The sequence below is a fragment of the Gilliamella sp. Pas-s25 genome (genome assembly GCF_009795885.1).
Lineage (GTDB): Bacteria > Pseudomonadota > Gammaproteobacteria > Enterobacterales > Orbaceae > Gilliamella.
The window spans coordinates 49,516-69,514 of sequence record NZ_WTEV01000012.1 but is presented as its reverse complement, the minus strand read 5'-3'; the positions used below and the strand labels follow the sequence as shown (position 1 = coordinate 69,514).

The 19,999-nt window shown below is 34.3% G+C and carries 17 protein-coding genes and 1 pseudogene; 5 read left to right on the top strand and 13 right to left on the bottom strand.

What is annotated here, in order from left to right; genetic code table 11:
- Window positions 1–183 precede the first annotated feature (183 nt).
- The 10 genes and pseudogenes from purT to tsaE all read right to left on the bottom strand — a co-directional run bounded on the left by purT (window position 184) and on the right by tsaE (window position 10,870).
- Window positions 184–1,365 carry a formate-dependent phosphoribosylglycinamide formyltransferase gene (gene purT / locus GQ593_RS07340; RefSeq protein WP_160431445.1) on the bottom strand — a complete coding sequence of 394 codons (1,182 nt, stop codon included), beginning with the start codon at window positions 1,363–1,365 and terminating at the stop codon, window positions 184–186.
- Window positions 1,366–1,452: 87 nt separating this feature from the next.
- Window positions 1,453–2,751 carry an adenylosuccinate synthase gene (locus tag GQ593_RS07335; RefSeq protein ID WP_160431444.1) on the bottom strand — a complete coding sequence of 433 codons (1,299 nt, stop codon included), beginning with the start codon at window positions 2,749–2,751 and terminating at the stop codon, window positions 1,453–1,455.
- Between the two features lie 20 nt (window positions 2,752–2,771).
- The gene (gene hflC / locus GQ593_RS07330) at window positions 2,772–3,731 is read right to left on the bottom strand and encodes a protease modulator HflC (protein ID WP_160431443.1); all 960 of its coding nucleotides are present in this window, start codon (window positions 3,729–3,731) and stop codon (window positions 2,772–2,774) included.
- A 10-nt stretch (window positions 3,732–3,741) separates the two neighbouring features.
- The gene (gene hflK / locus GQ593_RS07325; protein ID WP_160431442.1) at window positions 3,742–4,971 is read right to left on the bottom strand and encodes an FtsH protease activity modulator HflK; all 1,230 of its coding nucleotides are present in this window, start codon (window positions 4,969–4,971) and stop codon (window positions 3,742–3,744) included.
- 23 nt (window positions 4,972–4,994) lie between these two features.
- The gene (hflX, locus tag GQ593_RS07320) at window positions 4,995–6,290 is read right to left on the bottom strand and encodes a ribosome rescue GTPase HflX (protein WP_160431441.1); all 1,296 of its coding nucleotides are present in this window, start codon (window positions 6,288–6,290) and stop codon (window positions 4,995–4,997) included.
- Window positions 6,291–6,310: 20 nt separating this feature from the next.
- On the bottom strand, window positions 6,311–6,556 hold the full coding sequence (hfq, locus tag GQ593_RS07315) for an RNA chaperone Hfq (RefSeq protein WP_065638023.1): 246 nt from the start codon (window positions 6,554–6,556) through the stop codon (window positions 6,311–6,313).
- Window positions 6,557–6,846: 290 nt separating this feature from the next.
- Complete coding sequence (miaA, locus tag GQ593_RS07310) at window positions 6,847–7,758, bottom strand: tRNA (adenosine(37)-N6)-dimethylallyltransferase MiaA (protein WP_160431440.1); 912 nt, start codon at window positions 7,756–7,758, stop codon at window positions 6,847–6,849.
- Complete coding sequence (mutL, locus tag GQ593_RS07305) at window positions 7,755–9,605, bottom strand: DNA mismatch repair endonuclease MutL (RefSeq protein WP_160431439.1); 1,851 nt, start codon at window positions 9,603–9,605, stop codon at window positions 7,755–7,757. The genes miaA and mutL overlap by 4 nt, the downstream gene beginning before the upstream one ends.
- 20 nt (window positions 9,606–9,625) lie before the next feature.
- Window positions 9,626–10,330: pseudogene (locus tag GQ593_RS07300) on the bottom strand (N-acetylmuramoyl-L-alanine amidase); the annotation flags it as partial.
- A 63-nt stretch (window positions 10,331–10,393) separates the two neighbouring features.
- Complete coding sequence (tsaE, locus tag GQ593_RS07295; protein ID WP_160431454.1) at window positions 10,394–10,870, bottom strand: tRNA (adenosine(37)-N6)-threonylcarbamoyltransferase complex ATPase subunit type 1 TsaE; 477 nt, start codon at window positions 10,868–10,870, stop codon at window positions 10,394–10,396.
- Window positions 10,871–10,998: 128 nt separating this feature from the next.
- Here tsaE and tusB point away from each other — a divergent pair, with 128 nt between their 5' ends.
- The 3 genes from tusB to GQ593_RS07280 all read left to right on the top strand — a co-directional run bounded on the left by tusB (window position 10,999) and on the right by GQ593_RS07280 (window position 13,073).
- Window positions 10,999–11,280, top strand: a complete 282-nt coding sequence (tusB, locus tag GQ593_RS07290) for a sulfurtransferase complex subunit TusB (RefSeq protein WP_160431437.1) — start codon at window positions 10,999–11,001, stop codon at window positions 11,278–11,280.
- Between the two features lie 118 nt (window positions 11,281–11,398).
- Window positions 11,399–11,962, top strand: coding sequence for a Sua5/YciO/YrdC/YwlC family protein (locus GQ593_RS07285; RefSeq protein WP_160431436.1), 564 nt, complete (start codon window positions 11,399–11,401; stop codon window positions 11,960–11,962).
- A 4-nt stretch (window positions 11,963–11,966) separates the two neighbouring features.
- Window positions 11,967–13,073, top strand: a complete 1,107-nt coding sequence (locus tag GQ593_RS07280) for an anhydro-N-acetylmuramic acid kinase (protein WP_160431435.1) — start codon at window positions 11,967–11,969, stop codon at window positions 13,071–13,073.
- 36 nt (window positions 13,074–13,109) lie between these two features.
- Here GQ593_RS07280 and GQ593_RS07275 read toward each other — a convergent pair whose 3' ends face one another.
- From GQ593_RS07275 to hda, 3 genes are read right to left on the bottom strand one after another with little or no spacing between them, the layout of a single operon-like run.
- Window positions 13,110–15,011 carry a toxin-antitoxin system YwqK family antitoxin gene (locus GQ593_RS07275; protein WP_160431434.1) on the bottom strand — a complete coding sequence of 634 codons (1,902 nt, stop codon included), beginning with the start codon at window positions 15,009–15,011 and terminating at the stop codon, window positions 13,110–13,112.
- A gap of 54 nt (window positions 15,012–15,065) precedes the next feature.
- Window positions 15,066–15,845: a Cof-type HAD-IIB family hydrolase gene (locus GQ593_RS07270; protein WP_160431433.1), complete on the bottom strand. Its 780-nt coding sequence runs from the start codon at window positions 15,843–15,845 to the stop codon at window positions 15,066–15,068.
- A gap of 1 nt (window position 15,846) precedes the next feature.
- Window positions 15,847–16,530: a DnaA inactivator Hda gene (gene hda, locus GQ593_RS07265; protein WP_085247622.1), complete on the bottom strand. Its 684-nt coding sequence runs from the start codon at window positions 16,528–16,530 to the stop codon at window positions 15,847–15,849.
- 983 nt (window positions 16,531–17,513) lie between these two features.
- Here hda and mnmG point away from each other — a divergent pair.
- Window positions 17,514–19,406, top strand: a complete 1,893-nt coding sequence (mnmG, locus tag GQ593_RS07260) for a tRNA uridine-5-carboxymethylaminomethyl(34) synthesis enzyme MnmG (protein ID WP_160431432.1) — start codon at window positions 17,514–17,516, stop codon at window positions 19,404–19,406.
- Complete coding sequence (rsmG, locus tag GQ593_RS07255; RefSeq protein WP_160431431.1) at window positions 19,384–19,983, top strand: 16S rRNA (guanine(527)-N(7))-methyltransferase RsmG; 600 nt, start codon at window positions 19,384–19,386, stop codon at window positions 19,981–19,983. The genes mnmG and rsmG overlap by 23 nt, the downstream gene beginning before the upstream one ends.
- The last annotated feature ends 16 nt before the right edge of the window (window positions 19,984–19,999 follow it).

The following is a 19,999-nucleotide window of genomic DNA, read 5'->3' as shown; positions in this document are numbered from 1 at the left end:
CAGATTGTCTGTTTCTTATTTTTAAAGAGCTAACAGCTTCAACTTTCAATCAACATTTTGTTAATTTAGTTTGCTGTCTCAAGGGTTGCGTATGTTACTCACTTCACTCGTATACGTCAACCCCTATTTTATAAATTTTGCTTTTTTTAAATTAAATGACTGCTTTTTGCACAAAACAACTAGTTATAAGGTTATTTTTACTTGTTTTACTACATTAATAGCTTTATTAATAGCTTCTTTTACCGTTACCGATTTAGCTAACGCAACGCCCATCCTTCTTGTTCCTTTTACTTCTGGTTTACCAAATAGGCGTAAATCAGTTTGTGGCTCATTCAATGCTTTATCTAAATTAGCAAAGGAGACTTGTTTTGAATCGCCTTCTACTATTAAAACAGCTGAAGCACTTGCACCATATTGTTCAATAATGGGAATTGGTAGTCCCAATATTGCTCTAGTATGTAACGCAAATTCAGATAAATTTTGTGAAATAAGTGTAACCATACCTGTATCATGAGGACGAGGAGAAACTTCGTTAAACCATACTTGATCTCCTTTAACAAATAATTCCACACCAAACAAGCCTCGCCCGCCTAAGGCATCAGTTATTTTGGTTGCTATATCTTTTGCCAAGTTTAATGCCTCATTAGACATTGGTTGTGGTTGCCAAGATTCTCGGTAATCTCCTTTTTCTTGGCGATGTCCAATAGGTTCACAAAATGAGACGCCATGAATATGCCTGACGGTCAATAATGTCACTTCATAATCAAAATCTATAAAACCTTCAATAACCACTTTTCCACCACCGGCTCGCCCACCTTCTTGTGCATATATCCATGAAGATTCAATATCTGCTTCGCCTCTTAATAATGATTGTCCTTTGCCTGAAGAGCTCATAACGGGTTTGACTAAACAAGGAAAACCAATTTCTTTGACTGCTTTTCTAAATTCAGTTGCATTTGCAGCAAATCGATAAGGTGAGGTTGGTAATTTTAACTCCTCCGCTGCAAGTCGACGAATTCCCTCACGATTCATGGTTAGTTGTGTTGCTTTTGCAGTTGGAATAACAGTAAAGCCTTTTTCTTCCAACTCAATGAGTGTAGATGTTGCAATAGCTTCAATTTCTGGAACAATATAATCTGGATTTTCTGCTTCAATGACTTTTCTTAGAGCATCCCCATCAAGCATATTAACAATATAGGACCGATGAGCAACCTGCATCGCAGGTGCATTAGCATAACGATCAATAGCAATGACCTCACAACCAAACCGTTGCAACTCAATGACAACTTCTTTAGCAAGCTCTCCTGCACCACAAAGTAATACTTTAGTTGAAGTTGGTGATAATGGCGTCCCTAGTTTGGTCATAATTTCCTCTTATTGTTGTGAACTTTTTCTGGAAAACAACATCCTAAAAAAAATCGGGACAATTATCCCGATTTGATTGATGCTAAATTAGTTTTGGTATGGATCACGTAAAATCATTGTTTCACTTCGATCTGGTCCTGTTGAAATAATATCAATTGGTGTTTCGGTTAACTCTTCAATCCGTTTAATATAAGCTTTAGCTGCTTGTGGAAGAGCATCATAACTTTTTATACCAAAGGTTGATTCACTCCAGCCAGGCATTGATTCATAAACAGGTTTAACTAAACTCCACTCTTCTGCTGCCGCAGGAGCATTTTTAATGACGTCACCATTTGGTAGTTGATAACCAATACAGATCTTCACTTCTTTAAGTCCATCTAACACATCGAGTTTGGTTAAACAAAATCCTGAAACAGAATTAAGTTGTACAGCCTTGCGAACAGCAACAGCATCAAGCCATCCAGTACGACGACGACGACCTGTTGTTGCACCAAATTCGTTACCTTGCTTACATAGGTACTCACCGGTTTCATCAAATAATTCTGTAGGAAACGGACCGGCACCAACACGTGTAGAGTAAGCTTTAACAATGCCTAGCACATAACCAACATAACGTGGACCAAAACCAGAACCTGTAGCAACACCACCGGCTGTAGTATTAGATGAAGTCACAAAAGGATAAGTACCATGATCGATATCAAGTAATGTACCTTGCGCCCCTTCAAACATAATTCTCTCGCCTTTTTTGCGTGCTTCTTCTAAAAGCGCGGGAATATCGGCAATCATAGCAACTAAAATGTCAGCTATCGCTAATGTATTATCTAAAACTTGTTGATAGTCTACTGTTTCTGCTTTGTAATAATTAACTAGTTGGAAATTGTGATATTCCATCACTTCTTTTAATTTTTCAGCAAAAGCTTGGCGATCACATAAATCACCAACTCGAAGCCCACGCCGTGCCACTTTATCTTCATAAGCAGGACCAATACCGCGCCCGGTTGTTCCAATAGCTTTACTGCCACGCGCTTTTTCTCGCGCTTGGTCTAATGCAATATGGTACGGTAAAATTAAAGGGCATGATTCAGAAATGAGGAGCCGTTCTTTAACAGGAATACCACTTTTTTCTAACTCGTTCATTTCTTTCATTAAGGCATCAGGACATAGTACAACACCATTAGCAATAATACTTATCACATCATTGCGTAAGATTCCTGATGGAATTAAATGTAATACGGTTTTTTCACCATTAATCACTAATGTATGACCAGCATTATGTCCACCTTGATAACGAACAACATATTTTGCTTTTTCTGTGAGTAAATCAACAACTTTACCTTTGCCTTCATCACCCCATTGTGTACCTAGCACAACAACATTATTACTCATAGATTATTTATCTCATTCAATTAGTTATTAGATTTTAATTTCATATATTGAAAAAATTCACTATCAGGACTAATGACCATAATATCATTGCCTGTAAAGCTTTGTTCATAAGCTTTTAAACTACGAATAAAGCTAAAAAACTCGATATCTTTACCAAAAGTATCTGCATAAAGCTTAGCGGCATTGGCATCACCTTCACCACGAATAGTTCGAGATTGGCGTTCAGCTTCGGATAATATCTTTGTTACTTCTAGCGTAGTCTCTGCTCGTATTTCATCCGCTTTTTTAACACCTTGAAAACGTTGATTTTGTGCAACAACTTGTCGAGCCGCTTTCATTTGTTCATAAATTGAATTAGATATTTCTTGAGGAAAGTTAACTTTCTTTATACGAACATCAATCACTTCAACACCAAAAGATCGCATACTCGTCTTATTGCTTTCGGAGTCTTTTTCAGTTTCACCAATGAGCTTTTCGGATGATTCGCTTTTAACTAATTCTTGAGCTGTACCATTTAATGCTTCTTTTACCCGTGTCATTATAGAATTACGCGAATTATTATTTGTATCATTAATAATATCAATGATATCTAATTTACCAATTTCAGCTCTTAAACGACCATTTAATCGAGCAAGGAGTAAGTTTTCAACACTATTACCGCCAGCAATAGTTTCATAGTATCGATTAAAATCAACAATTTTCCATTGTACAAAATAATCAACAACTAAATCTTTATTTTCACGTGTTATGAACTTTTGTTCTCGACCTACACTATCAGAACTATTTGTTGTTTGGATTTTAGCATCAACAACTTTTACATTATCCATCCCTGGTATTTTAAAATGTAATCCAGGACCAGATAATTCTATAATTTTATTAAAACGTAAAACGATGCCACAAGTCCCTTCTTCAACAACATAAGCACTAGAAAAAAACATACCAATTAAAATAAATACTATAGGAATCAATAATTTGCGCATATTTTTCTCCTTATCTTCCCATAAACCGCGGAGTCCGTGTAGTATTGCCCGCATTAATAGTGTTATTAGTGCCGCTGTTAACCTCTTTAGGGGATGCTTGCGTTGCCTGAGGTTGATCTTTTATCGTTTCAGAGGAGATCGGCATATTAAAATTAGATTCACTATTTGAGTTTGATAAAGTCATTGTTTCAGATTTTTTGTCATTTTTATTTTTTAATAACTGTTCTAGAGGCAATACCATTAAATTTCCGCTTTTATCATTAACTATAATTTTATTGGTTTTAGATAATACTCTTTCCATGGTTTCAATATATAGCCGTTCTTTAGTAATTTCTGGTGCTGCTTTATATTGTGGTAAGATTTTTTCAAAACGGGCCACATCTCCTGCAGCTTCGAGTTCCACTCTAACCTTATAAGCATTAGCATCAGCTAAAATTCTTGCAGAGCGCCCTTCTGCCTGCTGTACTTGTTGAACTTTTTCGGCAGCCGCTTTATTTATTTCACGTTTTTTGTCTTCTCGAGCATTCATTGCATCATTAAAGGCTTCTTGTACTGCTTCAGGAGGACGAGCTGATTGGAAATTAAGATCCACTATACTAATTCCCATATCGTAATTATTGATAACATTGACTAACTCATCTTTTGTACGGGTTTCCAATGCTGAACGCCCATCAGTTAAAATATCATCCATACTTGAGCTACCCACTTCAGTACGTAAAGCACTATCAGCAGCTTGTTGTAGACTATCTTTAACATTAGTGACATTAAATAAATATTTTATAGGATTACTAATGCGATATTGAACATTCATCTCAACAAAGACTAGATCTTCACCCGTTGTTATCATAAAACCATTTACATTAAAATTATGCGTACCTTGCGTATCAACTTTATACACCTTATCAATCAATGGTGGATGCCAATTTAAACCAGGTTGAATAATTTCTGGTTGGACTTGCCCCAAGCGAGTAATCACACCGCGTTGACTTTGGTTAATGGTATAAAAACCGCTCACACACCAAACAAGAACAAGTAAAATGATTATAGATATAATAACTTTAGCAGTATTCATTGGTAATTTAATTCCCGAGCTCCCTCTATTATTGCCTAAATTACCTTTTTTTAAGAGGTCTTTAATTTTATCAAATAAACCACCAGATGAATTATTTGTTGGTTTTTTGTTATTATTTCCCCATGGGTCGTTATCTTGTCCGTTATTGCCGGGCTGATTCCACGCCATATTTTATATGCTCCATTTAACAATTAGTTGTTATTTTGCTTATTGATCAAGTATAACAGATCTGGCTCTTGTTTACAGAGGCGATTCCATTCAACTGAGGGAATTCTCACATCTAGATGAAAACTACCATCCTCATTAATAAATTCATTTTCTACCGCGTTTAACTGATATAAACGGCTTCTAAGTCTTGCTAAATAAGCAGGTAAACTTAAATGGCAAACTTGAATTTGCTTGGCTAACCTTTCTTTTAAAGCAATAAATAATTGATCCAATCCTAAACTATTTTGCGCTGAAATCCAAACTCGAATTGGTATGCCGTTTTCATCCCGATCAATACCTGGCTGTTTACCCTCAATTAAATCAATTTTATTCATAACGAGTAATGTTGGAATTTCATTGGCGTCAATTTCAAGCAACACTTCATCAACAGCATGCATATTATCCAATATATTTGGATCAGCAGCATCAATAACATGTAATAATAAAGTGGCTTCTTGCGTTTCAAGTAGTGTCGCTTTAAAAGCGGCAATTAAATCGTGGGGTAAATGACGAATAAAACCAACTGTATCAGCTAAAACAACTTCGCCAACATCATCAACAATAATCCGCCGTAGCGTTGGATCGAGCGTAGCAAATAACTGATCAGCAGCGTACACTTCAGCATTGGTTATTGCATTAAATAGTGTTGATTTACCTGCATTAGTATAACCAACCAAAGATACTGTTGATAGATCAGCTTTATTTCTTGATTGACGATTTTGATTTCGCTGCTTTTCGACTTTTGCAAGCCTTGATAAAATCAACTGAATACGATGACGAATCAATCGTCTATCTGTTTCTAGTTGCGTTTCACCAGGACCTCGTAAACCAATTCCCCCTTTTTGTCGTTCTAAATGCGTCCAACCTCGAACTAATCGAGTTGAAAGGTGTTGTAACTGCGCTAGCTCGACTTGCAATTTACCTTCATGTGTTCTGGCTCGTTGTGCAAAAATATCAAGAATCAATCCTGTTCTATCAACAACACGACATTTACACAACTGTTCTAGATTGCGTTCTTGGGAGGGGGTTAAAGTATGATTGACTAAAATAACGGAAGCATCAAGTTGATCAACTTTTTCAGCGATTTCCAGCGCTTTACCTTCACCAACAAAATATTTGGTTTGAGGCGATTTTCTTGAAGTTGTTACGATATCGAGAATATCTATTTGAGCTGAAGAAACTAATACTTCAAACTCTTTAAGATCCTCGATATCACTTTCTTGAGGGAAGAATACATGGACTAATAAGGCAGTTTCACCGCCTTTATATCGTTCAAACAATCAGATTCTCCACTGAAATATCAGCTTTCAGCTCCCTCTTCAGGCTGAGATACCAATCCAGAAATAGGTCTAGATGGTACGACTGTCGAGATAGCATGTTTATATACCATTTGGCTTACAGTATTTTTTAACAAAATAACAAACTGATCGAATGATTCAATTTGTCCTTGTAACTTGATACCATTAACTAAATAGATTGATACAGGAATGTGCTCTCGACGAAGCAAGTTTAAATAAGGATCTTGTAATGACTGCCCTTTTGACATAAGTTTATCCTTTAAAAAATAATTATATGAAGATAAAATAAATACATTTATGATGTAATCAATGTATTTTTACATACTATTTAAAATATATCTTTAGTATCTACCAAAATAACATAAAAAGCGCTTCTCTTGAACCGATCAACTAAAATTTATGCACAAATAACTAAATTTTTAATAAATTTAAACTAAAAAAATAAAAAAATACTAAATTATTGACAATAATGTACATAATTTTACCAACAATACAATTCATAATTGTATACTATTATTCTCGCTATAAAAATTACTACTTATAATATTTTTTGGAAAATTGAGTCCATATTATCATTATTTAGCCATGTGATCGGTTGTTTCCAGCCACGAAGCCAAGTGAGCTGCCGTTTCGCTAATTGACGAGTAGCACAAATACCTTTAAAAACCATTTCATCATAACTTATATCACCATTTAAATATTCCCACATTTGGCGATACCCCACACAACGAATAGAAGGCAAATTTAAATGCAAATCAGATCGCTGCATAAGCAGTTTTACTTCATCTTCAAAGCCTTGATCTAGCATCTGTAAAAAACGTTGTTCAATTCGTTTATGTAACTGTGCCCTATCTTGCGGCATAATAGCAAACTGCATAATATCATAAGGTAACGCTTCACCGCTTTCTTGCGTCAGTTCAGTTAGACTCTTACCCGAGATTAAATAAACTTCTAAAGCACGATTAAGGCGCTGTGGATCGTTAGGATGAATTCTTTTAGCCGAAATGGGATCGACTTTTTTTAGTTCATCGTGAATCGCTTGCCAACCTAATTTATTGGCTTTTTCTTCTATTTGTTCACGAATTTCACTATTGGCCGCTGGAAGTGGTGAAAGCCCTTCAATTAACGCTTTAAAATAAAGCATTGTCCCACCAACTAACAATGGAATTCGACCTTTTTTTAGTGATTTTTCAATTTCTACAATTGCATCATGCCTAAAATTAGCCGCTGAATAACTCTCTGCGGGATCACAAATATCAATCAATTTATGTGGATAATTTTGTTGCTCTTTTTTCGTTGGCTTTGCGGTACCGATATCCATACCGCGATAAATCAAAGCAGAATCGACACTAATAATATCAATAGGATAACGATCGTAAAGCGCCATAGCAAATGCCGTTTTACCCGATGCTGTTGGTCCCATTAATGAAATAATTTTTGGTTTATTCATGATAAAATTGATTGAGTTAAAGATTGTATATCAATCGGATATAAAAATGATTCTTGTTGTAATAGATTAATATCTATCTCTTCTAATTGAGCAAGCAACGCAATGACTTTAGCCACACTCCAGATCATAGTGCGATTATCATCATACTGATTAGCTAACCAAGCCGCTATTTGTGTAGGATCTAACTCTCCATTTTTTGAATCGGATATAAAAGCAATTAATGCCGGTAATAATTGCTGCCAATTGATAGTGCGCAACATTTTAGGAACATTTTGCAAATACAATTTTGTTTTATCAATATAAAAATCAAAACCTAAAAAATCCAACTGTGCTTTATAACTAGAAAGAACTTGCTGCTCTTTATGATTAATTAATATTGTTAATGGGATAAGCAATTTTTCAGAGTCTTGTGATAATAATTTAATAGCAGTCACTTTTTGCTTAGCAATAGGTAATTTCATCAGCATTAATTTTTGCTGATTATCTTCATACTTTTCAAGTAATGCAATATCGGGCTGAATAATCGTTAATACCCGACCAAATTGTACTAATGATGAGCTATCAAGTTGCTGTTGCAATGCTTGTAGTGGCGTATTTCGTTTAGGAAATAATGCTTCAATAACTGCTTTTTGTGGTTCAGTTATTTCATTTTCTTCTACCGATAAGAATGACTGTTTTTGCTCAAATTGCGCTGTCTCTTGGGAAGGTGCAACATTGACTAACTCGCCATACAATGCATTTTCTTTAGCATAATTATTTGGTTTTTTCGATAATTGACTACGGGTTTGATAAGAATCAGCAGCCGTTTTTTGATTAAAAATATTCTCACCGGCAGCTTGTCGATTAGGGGTTATGGTTACTTTTTCTTCTATTACAGATAAATTTGATTCAAGGGCCATCACAATCGCTTGATAAACAAAATCATGAACCAGTCTCGCTTCATGAAAACGGACTTCATGTTTGGCTGGGTGAACATTAACATCAACTTGTTTTGGATCAATTTGTAAAAACACCACATAACTTTGTTGTTCATTAGTACGACTGATGTAAGCTTGACGCAATGCATGATTAAGTAATTTATCTTTGATGACTCGCCCATTAACATAAAAATACTGCAAATCACTACTTTCACTACTGGTGACCCAACCTTGAATGAGTAAATCATCATGCTGCCAATCTAGTTTTACAGCTTTTTGCATAAAAGATCGACCGCAAACTAATTCGACTCGTTTTTCAAGAGCTGATGAACGATACTGCTTAACAAGTTTACCATTATGTTGTAAATTAAAGGTAACATCTGGACGAGCAAGTGCAATACGCCGAACAAACTCTTCAATATGCATAAACTCAGTTTTTTCTGTTTTTAAAAAACGACGTCTTGCAGGTGTATTATAAAACAGATCTAGTACTTCGACAGTCGATCCTACTGGATGGGCTGCAGGTTTAATCATCGGCTTCATATCCCGCCCTTCAGCATAAACTTGCCATGCTTCGGATTGTTCAGCGGTACGTGAAGTTAATGTCAATCTAGCAACCGAACTTATACTCGCTAGCGCCTCACCACGAAACCCAAGACTAATAATTGCGTCTAAATCATCTAGCGTACTGATTTTACTTGTCGCATGACGAGCAAGTGCCAACGCTAATTCATCTTTAGCAATACCACAACCATTATCACGAATACGAATTAATTTGCAGCCACCTTGCTCAAGGTCAATATCTATTTGAGTACTACCCGCATCAAGGCTATTTTCAACTAACTCTTTGATGACAGACGCGGGACGTTCTACCACCTCACCAGCAGCAATTTGATTGGCTAATTGGGGAGAAAGGATATGAATTGCCATTAATGTTGTTCCCCAAATTTTGGATTTTGTTTAACGTAATTTTTTATACCTTGATAGATAGCTTTCGCTATCTTATCTTGATGAACATTGCTACTTAGCAAGCGTTCTTCACCTTCATTAGAAATGAAGCCAACTTCAACTAAAATTGACGGGATATCTGGCGAACGTAATACGCCTAAACTTGCATATTCTGGGGCAGATTTATGTAGTTTTACTGTCTTTTTCATTTCTTTTAATACTTGTGTTGCTAACTCATAACCCACTTGTTGAGAATAAGAAAACTGTAGATCTAATACCGCTTGGCTTAAGTGAGGATTATGATCGTCGCTTAACGCATCACCAGCCCCGCCTAATAATTCTGATTGTTTTTCGCCCTGTTCAAGCCATCTGCCCAATTCTGTATCAGCTCGTTTAGTTGACAAGACCCAGATCGATGCACCTGTAGCCTCCCTATTTGGCGCAGCATCAGCATGTACTGAAACTAATAAATTAGCTCTATTTTTACGGGCGATTTCCGAACGCTGCGAAACAGAGATAAAATTATCACGACTACGGGTTAATACTCCCTTAAAACTGTGATCTTTATTTAGCAAAGTAGTAAGCTTTTTGGCGATTGAAAGCGTGACTGTTTTTTCATATATGTTATTTTTTCCTATTGCTCCGGAATCTTTACCTCCATGACCCGCATCGACGACAACCACAACATTGGCAGCATAAACAGAGCTACAAAGCAGCAATAACATAAAAATAGTGATTAATTTTTTCATTCGTCTTTTTATTGTTTACTTCTATTGTGATAAATTAATGATTGTTTGACCTTTTTCGCTTGTTGCTTGCACAAAAGCGGTGCGCTCAAGCGCTAAATAAGCCAAATGAATTTCAATATCAGCACCAGGTAAAATACCTTTTGCTTGCTCTGGCCACTCAATTAAACAAATTGATCGCAAAGCAAAATATTCACGAATCCCCATAAACTCCAGCTCTTCAGGATCGCAAAGTCGATACAAATCAAAATGATAAACAGAAAAGTTTTCAAAATGATAGGGTTCTACTAATGTATAAGTTGGACTTTTTACATTACCTTTATGGCCTAATTGTTGTAAAAAACCACGACTAAAAGTCGTTTTACCAGCACCAAGATCGCCAATTAAATGGATAACAATAGTATCATCATGCTTGGAAAAATAGTTTAAACACAGTTTGGCAATTTTACTACCAAACAAAATTGTTTGTTGCTCGTCGGTTAAAATAATCGGATTCATGATGAATTCTTTGTTCAATAAATAGTTCTTATTATATACTAATAACCATTAAAGATGTACCAAACAAGATAACCTTAATTTTGTAAAAAAGTTTCAGGAAACCCTACGTTTTAGTATAAAAAGTGAAAAAAATGCTACATACAATCTCGACAGCAAATCATTCAATCATAAACCCACAATTAATATCAGATCAAGATGCCGTATTGTTCTGGCAAAATGGTGTTGTTCTGGCGATACAAAATAATCCATTATTAAATGATATTATCCATAAAACCGAACATTGCTATATCATCAACAGTGATATTGAAGCTCGCGGACTAGGTAATATTATCGATTCAAGGCTTAAAATTATTAATATGCAACAGGCCGTTGAACTTACAGCTAACCATTTTCCACAAATAAACTGGGAATGACTATAGACTATGACACTCACTATTGCCACCATTTAAAAGCTAAATCATGCTAATTTGCAAAACCTAAAACCTAGGTTTAATATAAATACCAATTGTACTCAGTTGATATTCAAATTTAATGGCTAATTTATTAACGCTATCGGAAATAAGTAATTATTTAAAAAATGGTGAAGTGATCGCTTACCCAACTGAAGCCGTTTTTGGTCTAGGTTGTGATCCGGATTATGAATCAGCCGTATTAAAGTTGCTACAACTAAAACAACGATCAATAGATAAAGGCTTGATTTTAATTGCTAGCTGTTACCGCCAACTAATTCCTTACATAGATGTATCCGCCATTACCAATGAACAAAAACAGTTAGCACTTACTAGCTGGCCTGGACCTGTTACTTGGGTTTTTCCTAAAAATAAAAATACGCCTTATTTTTTGACAGGTAAATTTGATTCTATTGCGGTACGCGTCACTAATCATCCTTTAGTTTGCAAGCTTTGTGATCTTTATGGCAAACCAATAGTATCAACTAGCGCTAATCTTTCTACTCATAATCCTTGCAAAACTGCCATCGAAGTCGCCAAACAATTTGGTCCATATTTCCCCATTTTAGCCGGTGACACAGGTCATCGATCACAACCATCGGAAATAAAAGACATCAAAACAGGAAAAATCATTCGGCAAGGATAAAGTTATGCAAAATTTATATATTGGTGTGATGTCAGGTACTAGCATGGATGGAGTTGATATTGCTTTAGTAAATATTACCGCAAAAAATGTCGCATCAATAGCGAGCAACTGCTATCCAATGCCCGCCGATTTAAAACAGCATTTACTAAAATTATGTGAAACCCAACAAACCACATTACAAAATTTAGGTGAGATAGATCATCAAATAGGCAAACTGTTTGCTGATAGCATAAATAAGTTTTTAAAAGATAATAATATCGATAAACAACAAATTAAAGCTATTGGCTGTCACGGACAAACAATTTACCATTCACCAAACGGTGATAATCCTTTTACCTTACAAATTGGTGATGCCAATATCATTGCCGCAAAAACAGGTATAACCACTATTGCTGATTTTCGTCGTAAAGATATGGCTTATGGCGGACAAGGCGCACCACTTGTTCCAGCTTTTCATAAAGCAGTACTACAAGATCCACAAATAAATCGCGTGATACTAAATATCGGCGGTATTAGTAACATTTCGGTATTAATACCCAATCAAACCACCCTAGGCTATGATACTGGTCCAGGTAATGTATTACTGGATGGTTGGATAAAAGAGCACTTAGATAAAAACTATGATAAGGGCGGATTATGGGCAAAAACAGGTAAAATAAACCAAAAATTATTAAACCTTTTATATCAAGAAGACTATTTTCAAATACCCGCCCCCAAAAGTACAGGACGAGAACTATTTAACTTATCGTGGCTTTATAAAAAATTAGCAGGAACATATTTAAAAGCACAAGATATTCAAGCAACACTGGTTGAATTTACCGCTTTATCCATTGCCAATGAAATAAATAAATTACCTATAGTCAGCGCATTACCTTGTGAGCTTTTAGTTTGCGGTGGAGGTGCTAAAAATCCACTAATTATGCAAAGATTATCGGCTTTATTACCCTCATGGGCAGTATTAACAACCGATACAAAAGGTATAAATGGCGATGATATGGAGGCAATAGCCTTTGCTTGGCTTGCTTATTGTCGAATCAATAATATTCCATCAAACATTCCCGAGGTAACTGGTGCAAGCCAAGCTGTTTGTTTAGGGGTTATTTATCAATAAAAATTTTAATTTTTATAAACACATAAAAAATAAGCCTTATTCTGTTTGAGTAGTTTGATTAATAACCTTACCCTTTTCATCAAAGGTGATTTTTTCAATCACAGCTTTACCATTAACATACTTTTTTCTATATTCAATTATTTTTTGATTATTATCATTATATCGATACGATACTAAAGATACAAAGTTACCTTGCTCATAATCCATTATAGATTCAACAAGTCCATCTTCGTTCCAACTAGTATAAGTACCAAATAACACTCCATCGATATAATTTTTTTCCCTAGCTAGCTTTCCATTTTCATGCCAATATTTTTGAACACCATCAAGTTTATCTTGTTTATAAAATTCATCTTCTTTTAGTTGTCCATTTTTATACCAACGCTGAAAACGATTGTCTAATTTACCATTTTTATATATAGCTATTTTTTTCTTTGTACCATCATCATGCCATTCTTTCCATTCACCTTGTTCTAATCCATCCATATCATAAAATGCCTCAGATACCTTAATACCTTTTTCATTCCATTCAATTGAACTTATCAACTGATTATTTTTATAAATTTTTTCATATTCTAGCTTATTATTAGGATACCAACGTTGAAATACTCCATCTTTATTACCTTTATTATAATTCTCAAGAAGCTTAAGTTTCCCATCATCATACCAAACTCGATGTACGCCATCTAAATGTTGCTGTTTATTTTCATTATAATAAAAGGATTCTTCAGTTTTTATTCCATTTTTCCAATTATTATGTTCAATTGTTTTTCCATGATCATAAATATAATTAGTCTTTTTCGATCCATCTTTATCAAATATAACAAATTCACCATGTGAAAGTCCTTCATCATCATAATGACTTATAGAATAACGTTCACCTGTGTCATAAAACTTTTCAGATATACCAACTTTTTTTCCATTATGATAAGTTGATTTTTCTAAAATTTGACCATTTTCATAATAATCAATATAGTCTCCCTCATATTTACCATTTAAATATGTATGCTGTCGATATATTTGTCCATTTGGGAAATAATGATTACATGATCCATCAATATTAAAATCCTGATGGTAAATAGGTTGTGATTCAATAGAACCATCTTTATAAAAAACAATCGCTTTTCCTTCTTTTTTATTATTCTTAAAAGGAACTTTTTCAAAAACCTTACTATCTGGTGTATCATGATAACTAATAAATAGTCCATCTATTTCACCGTTACTGTTATAAGGTACTTCTTTCATTTTATTACCTGAAAGGTAATAAAATGTAAAAAAATTACTAAATTTTATTTCATTATTTTTAGTAACATCAGTGCTAGTATAGCCATCAAAAGCCAATAAAGGTTTATCAAGCAATTTGTTGTCATCATCTTTAAAATACCAACCCTTTATTTTCCAAAGCTTTTTATCTTCATCAAAAATTAAAGGAATATCAATATAATAACTAGCATCATGTTCAACTGTAAAATAATACTTACCTTCGTAATCCATTATCCACATGATATCATTCGCTGGTAGATACTTTTTATCACAAATATCAGAATTACAAACTTGAATATTAGTAATTAGAGGTTCACCTTTTATGGAATCGCATGGTTCAGAAGTAATAAGAAAATATTCTTCGTTTTTGATGTGTGTTGATAAATTGGACCAAAAAGAGCCATAATATTCTTCATCAGATAGATCTATAGATTTAGCATTAATAGATTGATATTTTTTACCACATGGTGTTTCTTCTGAAAAAAAGATTCTTTCAGCCATTTCAATCATAATAGTGTCATCAATCCTTCGAAGAGTAGGTTTCATTGTATTAACATTTTTTATTTTCGAAATATATTTAATTATATTTTCATTATCAGCGTTAGCAGAATAAGTAGTTAATGTTATACCTAATATTAAAACTATTTTTTTAAATATTATCTTATAGTTATCCATTATTTTTATTCCCAACCTATATTTTTTATATTAATCCCTATTTATAGGAAAATTCTAAATCAATCCAAATTTTTTCAATGCATTAGCAATACCATCATTATTATTTGTATCCGTAACAAACTCAGCTTGTGCTTTTAATTCATCAACAGCATTACCCATAGCAATAGGATGATCAACGGTTAGAAACATTTCAAAATCATTCATGCCATCACCAAAGGCATAGGTTGGTACATCAGTAAACCCTTTATTTTGTAGTAACTTAGTAATACCATACCCTTTAGATCCACCATGATTAAAAACATCAACACAGTAAGGCGTATTACGAATAAAGGTTAGCTCAGGAAAAACATCTCGATAAAGTGCCTCTCCTGATTCACAAAGTAATAAAAGCATCTGAATAGGTGTTTTTAAATAAATCTGATCATCAACAGGCGGCACTTGCTCTTTTAGGAAACGATAAAATTTTTTAGTTGGTTGGCTATCTTGCGACACTCGCATAATTTCGTAATTATAAAAAGACAGTGGAATACCTGTTTGCTGTTTAGAAAATTGATACAACCGATCGATAACACCCTTATCAATATCATTAGTAAAGACCTTTTCGCCTTTATATAAAACAACTTGCCCATTCATGCCAATTATCGACTCAATTTGAGTCTTTTTCATTAAATCAACCACTTCACAAGGTGTTCGACCCGTTGCCATCATTGGTGTAATATTATTTTGTTTTAATTTGTTTATAGCTTCCAAAGAGCTGGGTAATACATCAATTTGGCTATTAAATAATGTTCCATCTAAATCAAAAAAAACAATAGCATCAGGTTTCTTGCTCATATTACAAATCCAAAATATGTTTAATAAAAGGAATGGTTAATTTACGCTGTTGCGCAAGCGTTGCAACTTCAAACTTTTCTAATAAAGAAAACAGTGTACGCATATCACGGTTAACGCGCTTTAATAAAAATAACCCAACTTCTGTTGATAATTCAAACCCACTTAATTGTGCCCTTAATTGTAAAGCTTTAAGCTTGTCATCATCGCTAAGCTCTTTTAATTGATAAACCTGACCCCAAGATAACCTAGAAACCAAATCAGGTAATATAAAAGAAATTTGTTTAGGAGGTCTACTTGCCGTTATCAATAATTTACTCACGTTTTTTTCAGTTAAACGATTAAATAAATCAAAAATAGCTTCTTCCCAATCTCTATGACCAGCTATTGCATCAATATCATCTAAACAGACTAAATCATAATGATCCAACCCCTGCAGAATTTCAGGCACAAGATGATAGTACTGTTTTAAGGGAATATAACTGGCTAACTTATTTTGACTTGATGCATGTAAAAGGTGAGTTCGACCCGCAGCGCTAGCCGACCATATATAAAAGATATTAAACCCCTCTTTACCTAATAAGGTTTGCAATGAATCAAACAATAATCGATTATCACCGACATAAAAACTATCAAAAGTTTCATTATTGGGTAATGAAAAAGGTAAAGGTAGCTGCGAAAGAGTAATAAACGAACCTCACAATAAAACATAATCATGTTAAGTATAAATTTGCTTTTATAAAAATCAATCACTTTTATAGAAAAGTGAAATATCCTACTCTTCAAATTATTTAATGTGTACTTTAGTTGTACAAATATAGCTTAATTCACCACATAATAAAGCAAAACTGAATCTATCGACTAATGTAATAATGACTTGCTGATTCTTTTCCTTATTTTCAAAGCATTATTTGATACTCATATTTATGTAATAGCTTACCATCCTGTCGTTTTTTTTTATAAAAAATAAATTATTTTCATCTGAAAAATATTTTTTATTTGGTTGAATCTAATGACTACGCAGCTTTTGTCCTAAAGCTAGGCATAAATACAAAAAATATTCCAACATAACAAAAAATAATACCCCAATTAATATTGGTTTAATAAAAGAGATATATCAGGTGTAAAATAAAGTAATTGATTAAAATCATTCCAAACAAAAATATCAAGTAAATTAAAAAACAGCATTACAAAGATAGAAACATGATTAAATTATTTAATAACGGATCTTTCACTCAAGTATAAAATAAAACCAATAAAAGATAAAAAATTAAGCAAACAGATTTATTTTTTGTGGATAACTCTGTGATAAATTAGGATCATAAGCTGTTATGATCGCATTAATAACCTTACCCAATAAATCTTCTGTGGATAAATATAATAGTTATAAACAAGTTTAAATAAAAAAAGATCCGATCAATTAACAGAATTAGATGATCGATAAGATCCTATAAAATAATTATAAAAACGAGTTATCAACAAAAAGGATCCACATTAATAATAATAAAAATAAAAAGATCATCTAAAAGATCTTATTTTATTTAGATCGCGATCAAAATAGATCATTTGACGTAATCGAAAAGATGAGTAAAATTCCCTACCCTAAATAAACCAAATCTTCAGATCTAAATTAGCGATCTTCTGTACACAAAATAAATACGAGGCTTTTTTATGTTTTATCCAGATCTTTTTGATGTCATCATCGTCGGCGGCGGCCATGCCGGAACAGAAGCAGCCATGGCATCAGCAAGAATGGGACGAAAAACACTACTTTTAACCCATAATATCAATACATTAGGACAAATGTCTTGCAACCCAGCCATTGGCGGTATAGGTAAAGGCCACTTGGTTAAAGAAATTGATGCAATGGGTGGCTTAATGGCCCATGCTATCGATCGTGCTGGGATCCAATTTAGGATCTTAAATAGTAGCAAAGGTCCAGCCGTTAGAGCTACCCGTGCACAAGCGGATCGCTCTCTGTATCGTAAAGTGATAAGAACAACACTTGAAAACCAAGAAAATTTAATGTTGTTTCAACAATCGGTTGAAGATGTGATCATTGAAAACGATCAGATCATTGGTGTAAAAACTCAAATGGGTGTTTCTTTTAAAGCCAAAGCTGTTGTACTTACAACAGGTACTTTTTTAGATGGTAAGATCCACATAGGGCTTGATAATTATAGTGGCGGTCGCACTGGCGATCCGGCCTCGATCGGCTTATCAAAATCACTACATCAATATTCGTTTAGAATGGGGCGCTTAAAAACTGGTACTCCACCACGAATTGATGCTAGAACCATTGATTTTTCAAAATTGGGAACGCAATATGGTGATGATCCTGTTCCAGTATTTTCATTTTTGGGTAATACAAATGAACACCCTAAGCAGATCCCTTGCTATATCACCAGCACGAATGAAACAACCCACGATATTATTAGATCTAATTTAGATCGCAGCCCTATGTATACAGGCATTATTGAAGGTGTAGGACCAAGATATTGCCCATCAATTGAAGATAAGATCATGCGTTTTGCCGATCGCAATTCTCATCAGATCTATTTAGAACCTGAAGGATTAGATAGCAATGAGATCTATCCAAATGGGATCTCAACAAGCTTACCATTTGATACGCAACTTGCATTTGTCCGTAGTATGAAAGGATTAGAAAAAGCCAACATTATAAGACCGGGTTACGCGATCGAATATGATTATTTTGATCCAAGGGATCTTAAACCAACACTTGAAAGTAAAGTGATCAAAGGGCTCTTTTTAGCTGGACAGATCAATGGTACAACAGGCTATGAAGAAGCGGCTGCACAAGGAATGCTTGCTGGTTTAAATGCAGCCCGCTTTGCATATGATCAAGATCAATGGTATCCAAGCCGCGATCAGGCTTATTTAGGTGTACTAGTTGACGATCTTTGTACACTTGGCACTAACGAACCTTATCGCATGTTTACCTCGCGCGCTGAATATCGTTTAATGTTACGCGAAGACAATGCTGATATTCGTTTAACTGAAATAGGTCGTAAACTAGGCATGGTCGACGATTATCGTTGGCGTCGTTTTAATGAAAAATTCGAAGCTATTGAACAAGAAAGAGCAAGATTACAGGATATATGGGTACATCCTCATATTGAAACCATCGATGAAGTTAATGCTGTTTTAAGTGCTAATTTGACGAAAGAAGCCAATGGTGAAGAGTTACTTAAAAGGCCTGAAATGAGTTATAACACATTGAAATCACTTTCATTATTTGCACCTGGCTTATCTGACGTACAAGCTGCCGAGCAGGTTGAAATTCAAGTAAAATATGATGGTTATATAAAACTGCAAATAGAAGAAATTGAACGTCAAAAGCGCAATGAAGAAACGCTTATTCCTGAGCATATTGATTATGCCGAAATATCTGGATTATCGAATGAAGTTGTGGCTAAATTAAAGCAACATAAGCCTGTATCTATAGGACAAGCTTCTCGTATATCAGGCATTACACCAGCTGCTATTTCAATGTTATTAGTTTATTTAAAAAAGAAAAATTATGTTAAAAAAGAAACTCACTAGTCTAATTGATCAAGCGGATCTTTCGATCTCTGAATCACAAATAGATCAATTGATCCATTATGTTGAAATGCTCAGCAAATGGAACAAAACTTACAACTTAACAGCAGTGCGCGATCCGAACGAAATGTTAGTTAAGCATATTATGGATAGCTTAGTTGTATCACCTTATTTAACTGGCAAAACCTTTATTGATGTAGGAACTGGTCCTGGTTTACCAGGCGTTCCATTAGCTATTATTAACCCCACTAAACAATTTGATTTAGTGGATAGCTTAGGTAAGCGTATTCGCTTTTTAAAGCAAGTGCAGTTTGAATTAAAGCTAACAAATATTAATCCAGTACAAAGCCGAATCGAAGAGTATAACGATAAAAAATTTGATGGGGTTATTAGCCGAGCTTTTGCCTCTTTGCAAGATATGCTTAATTGGTGTAAGCACCTTCCTAATAAGCACGGATCTTTTTATGCTTTAAAAGGAAGTGATATTGATCCTATTCCTGATGGTTTTACGCTTAAACAAAATATCAAATTAACTATACCAGAGTTAGATGCTGAAAGATGTTTGATTATTATTCAATAATTTTATACTAAAACAC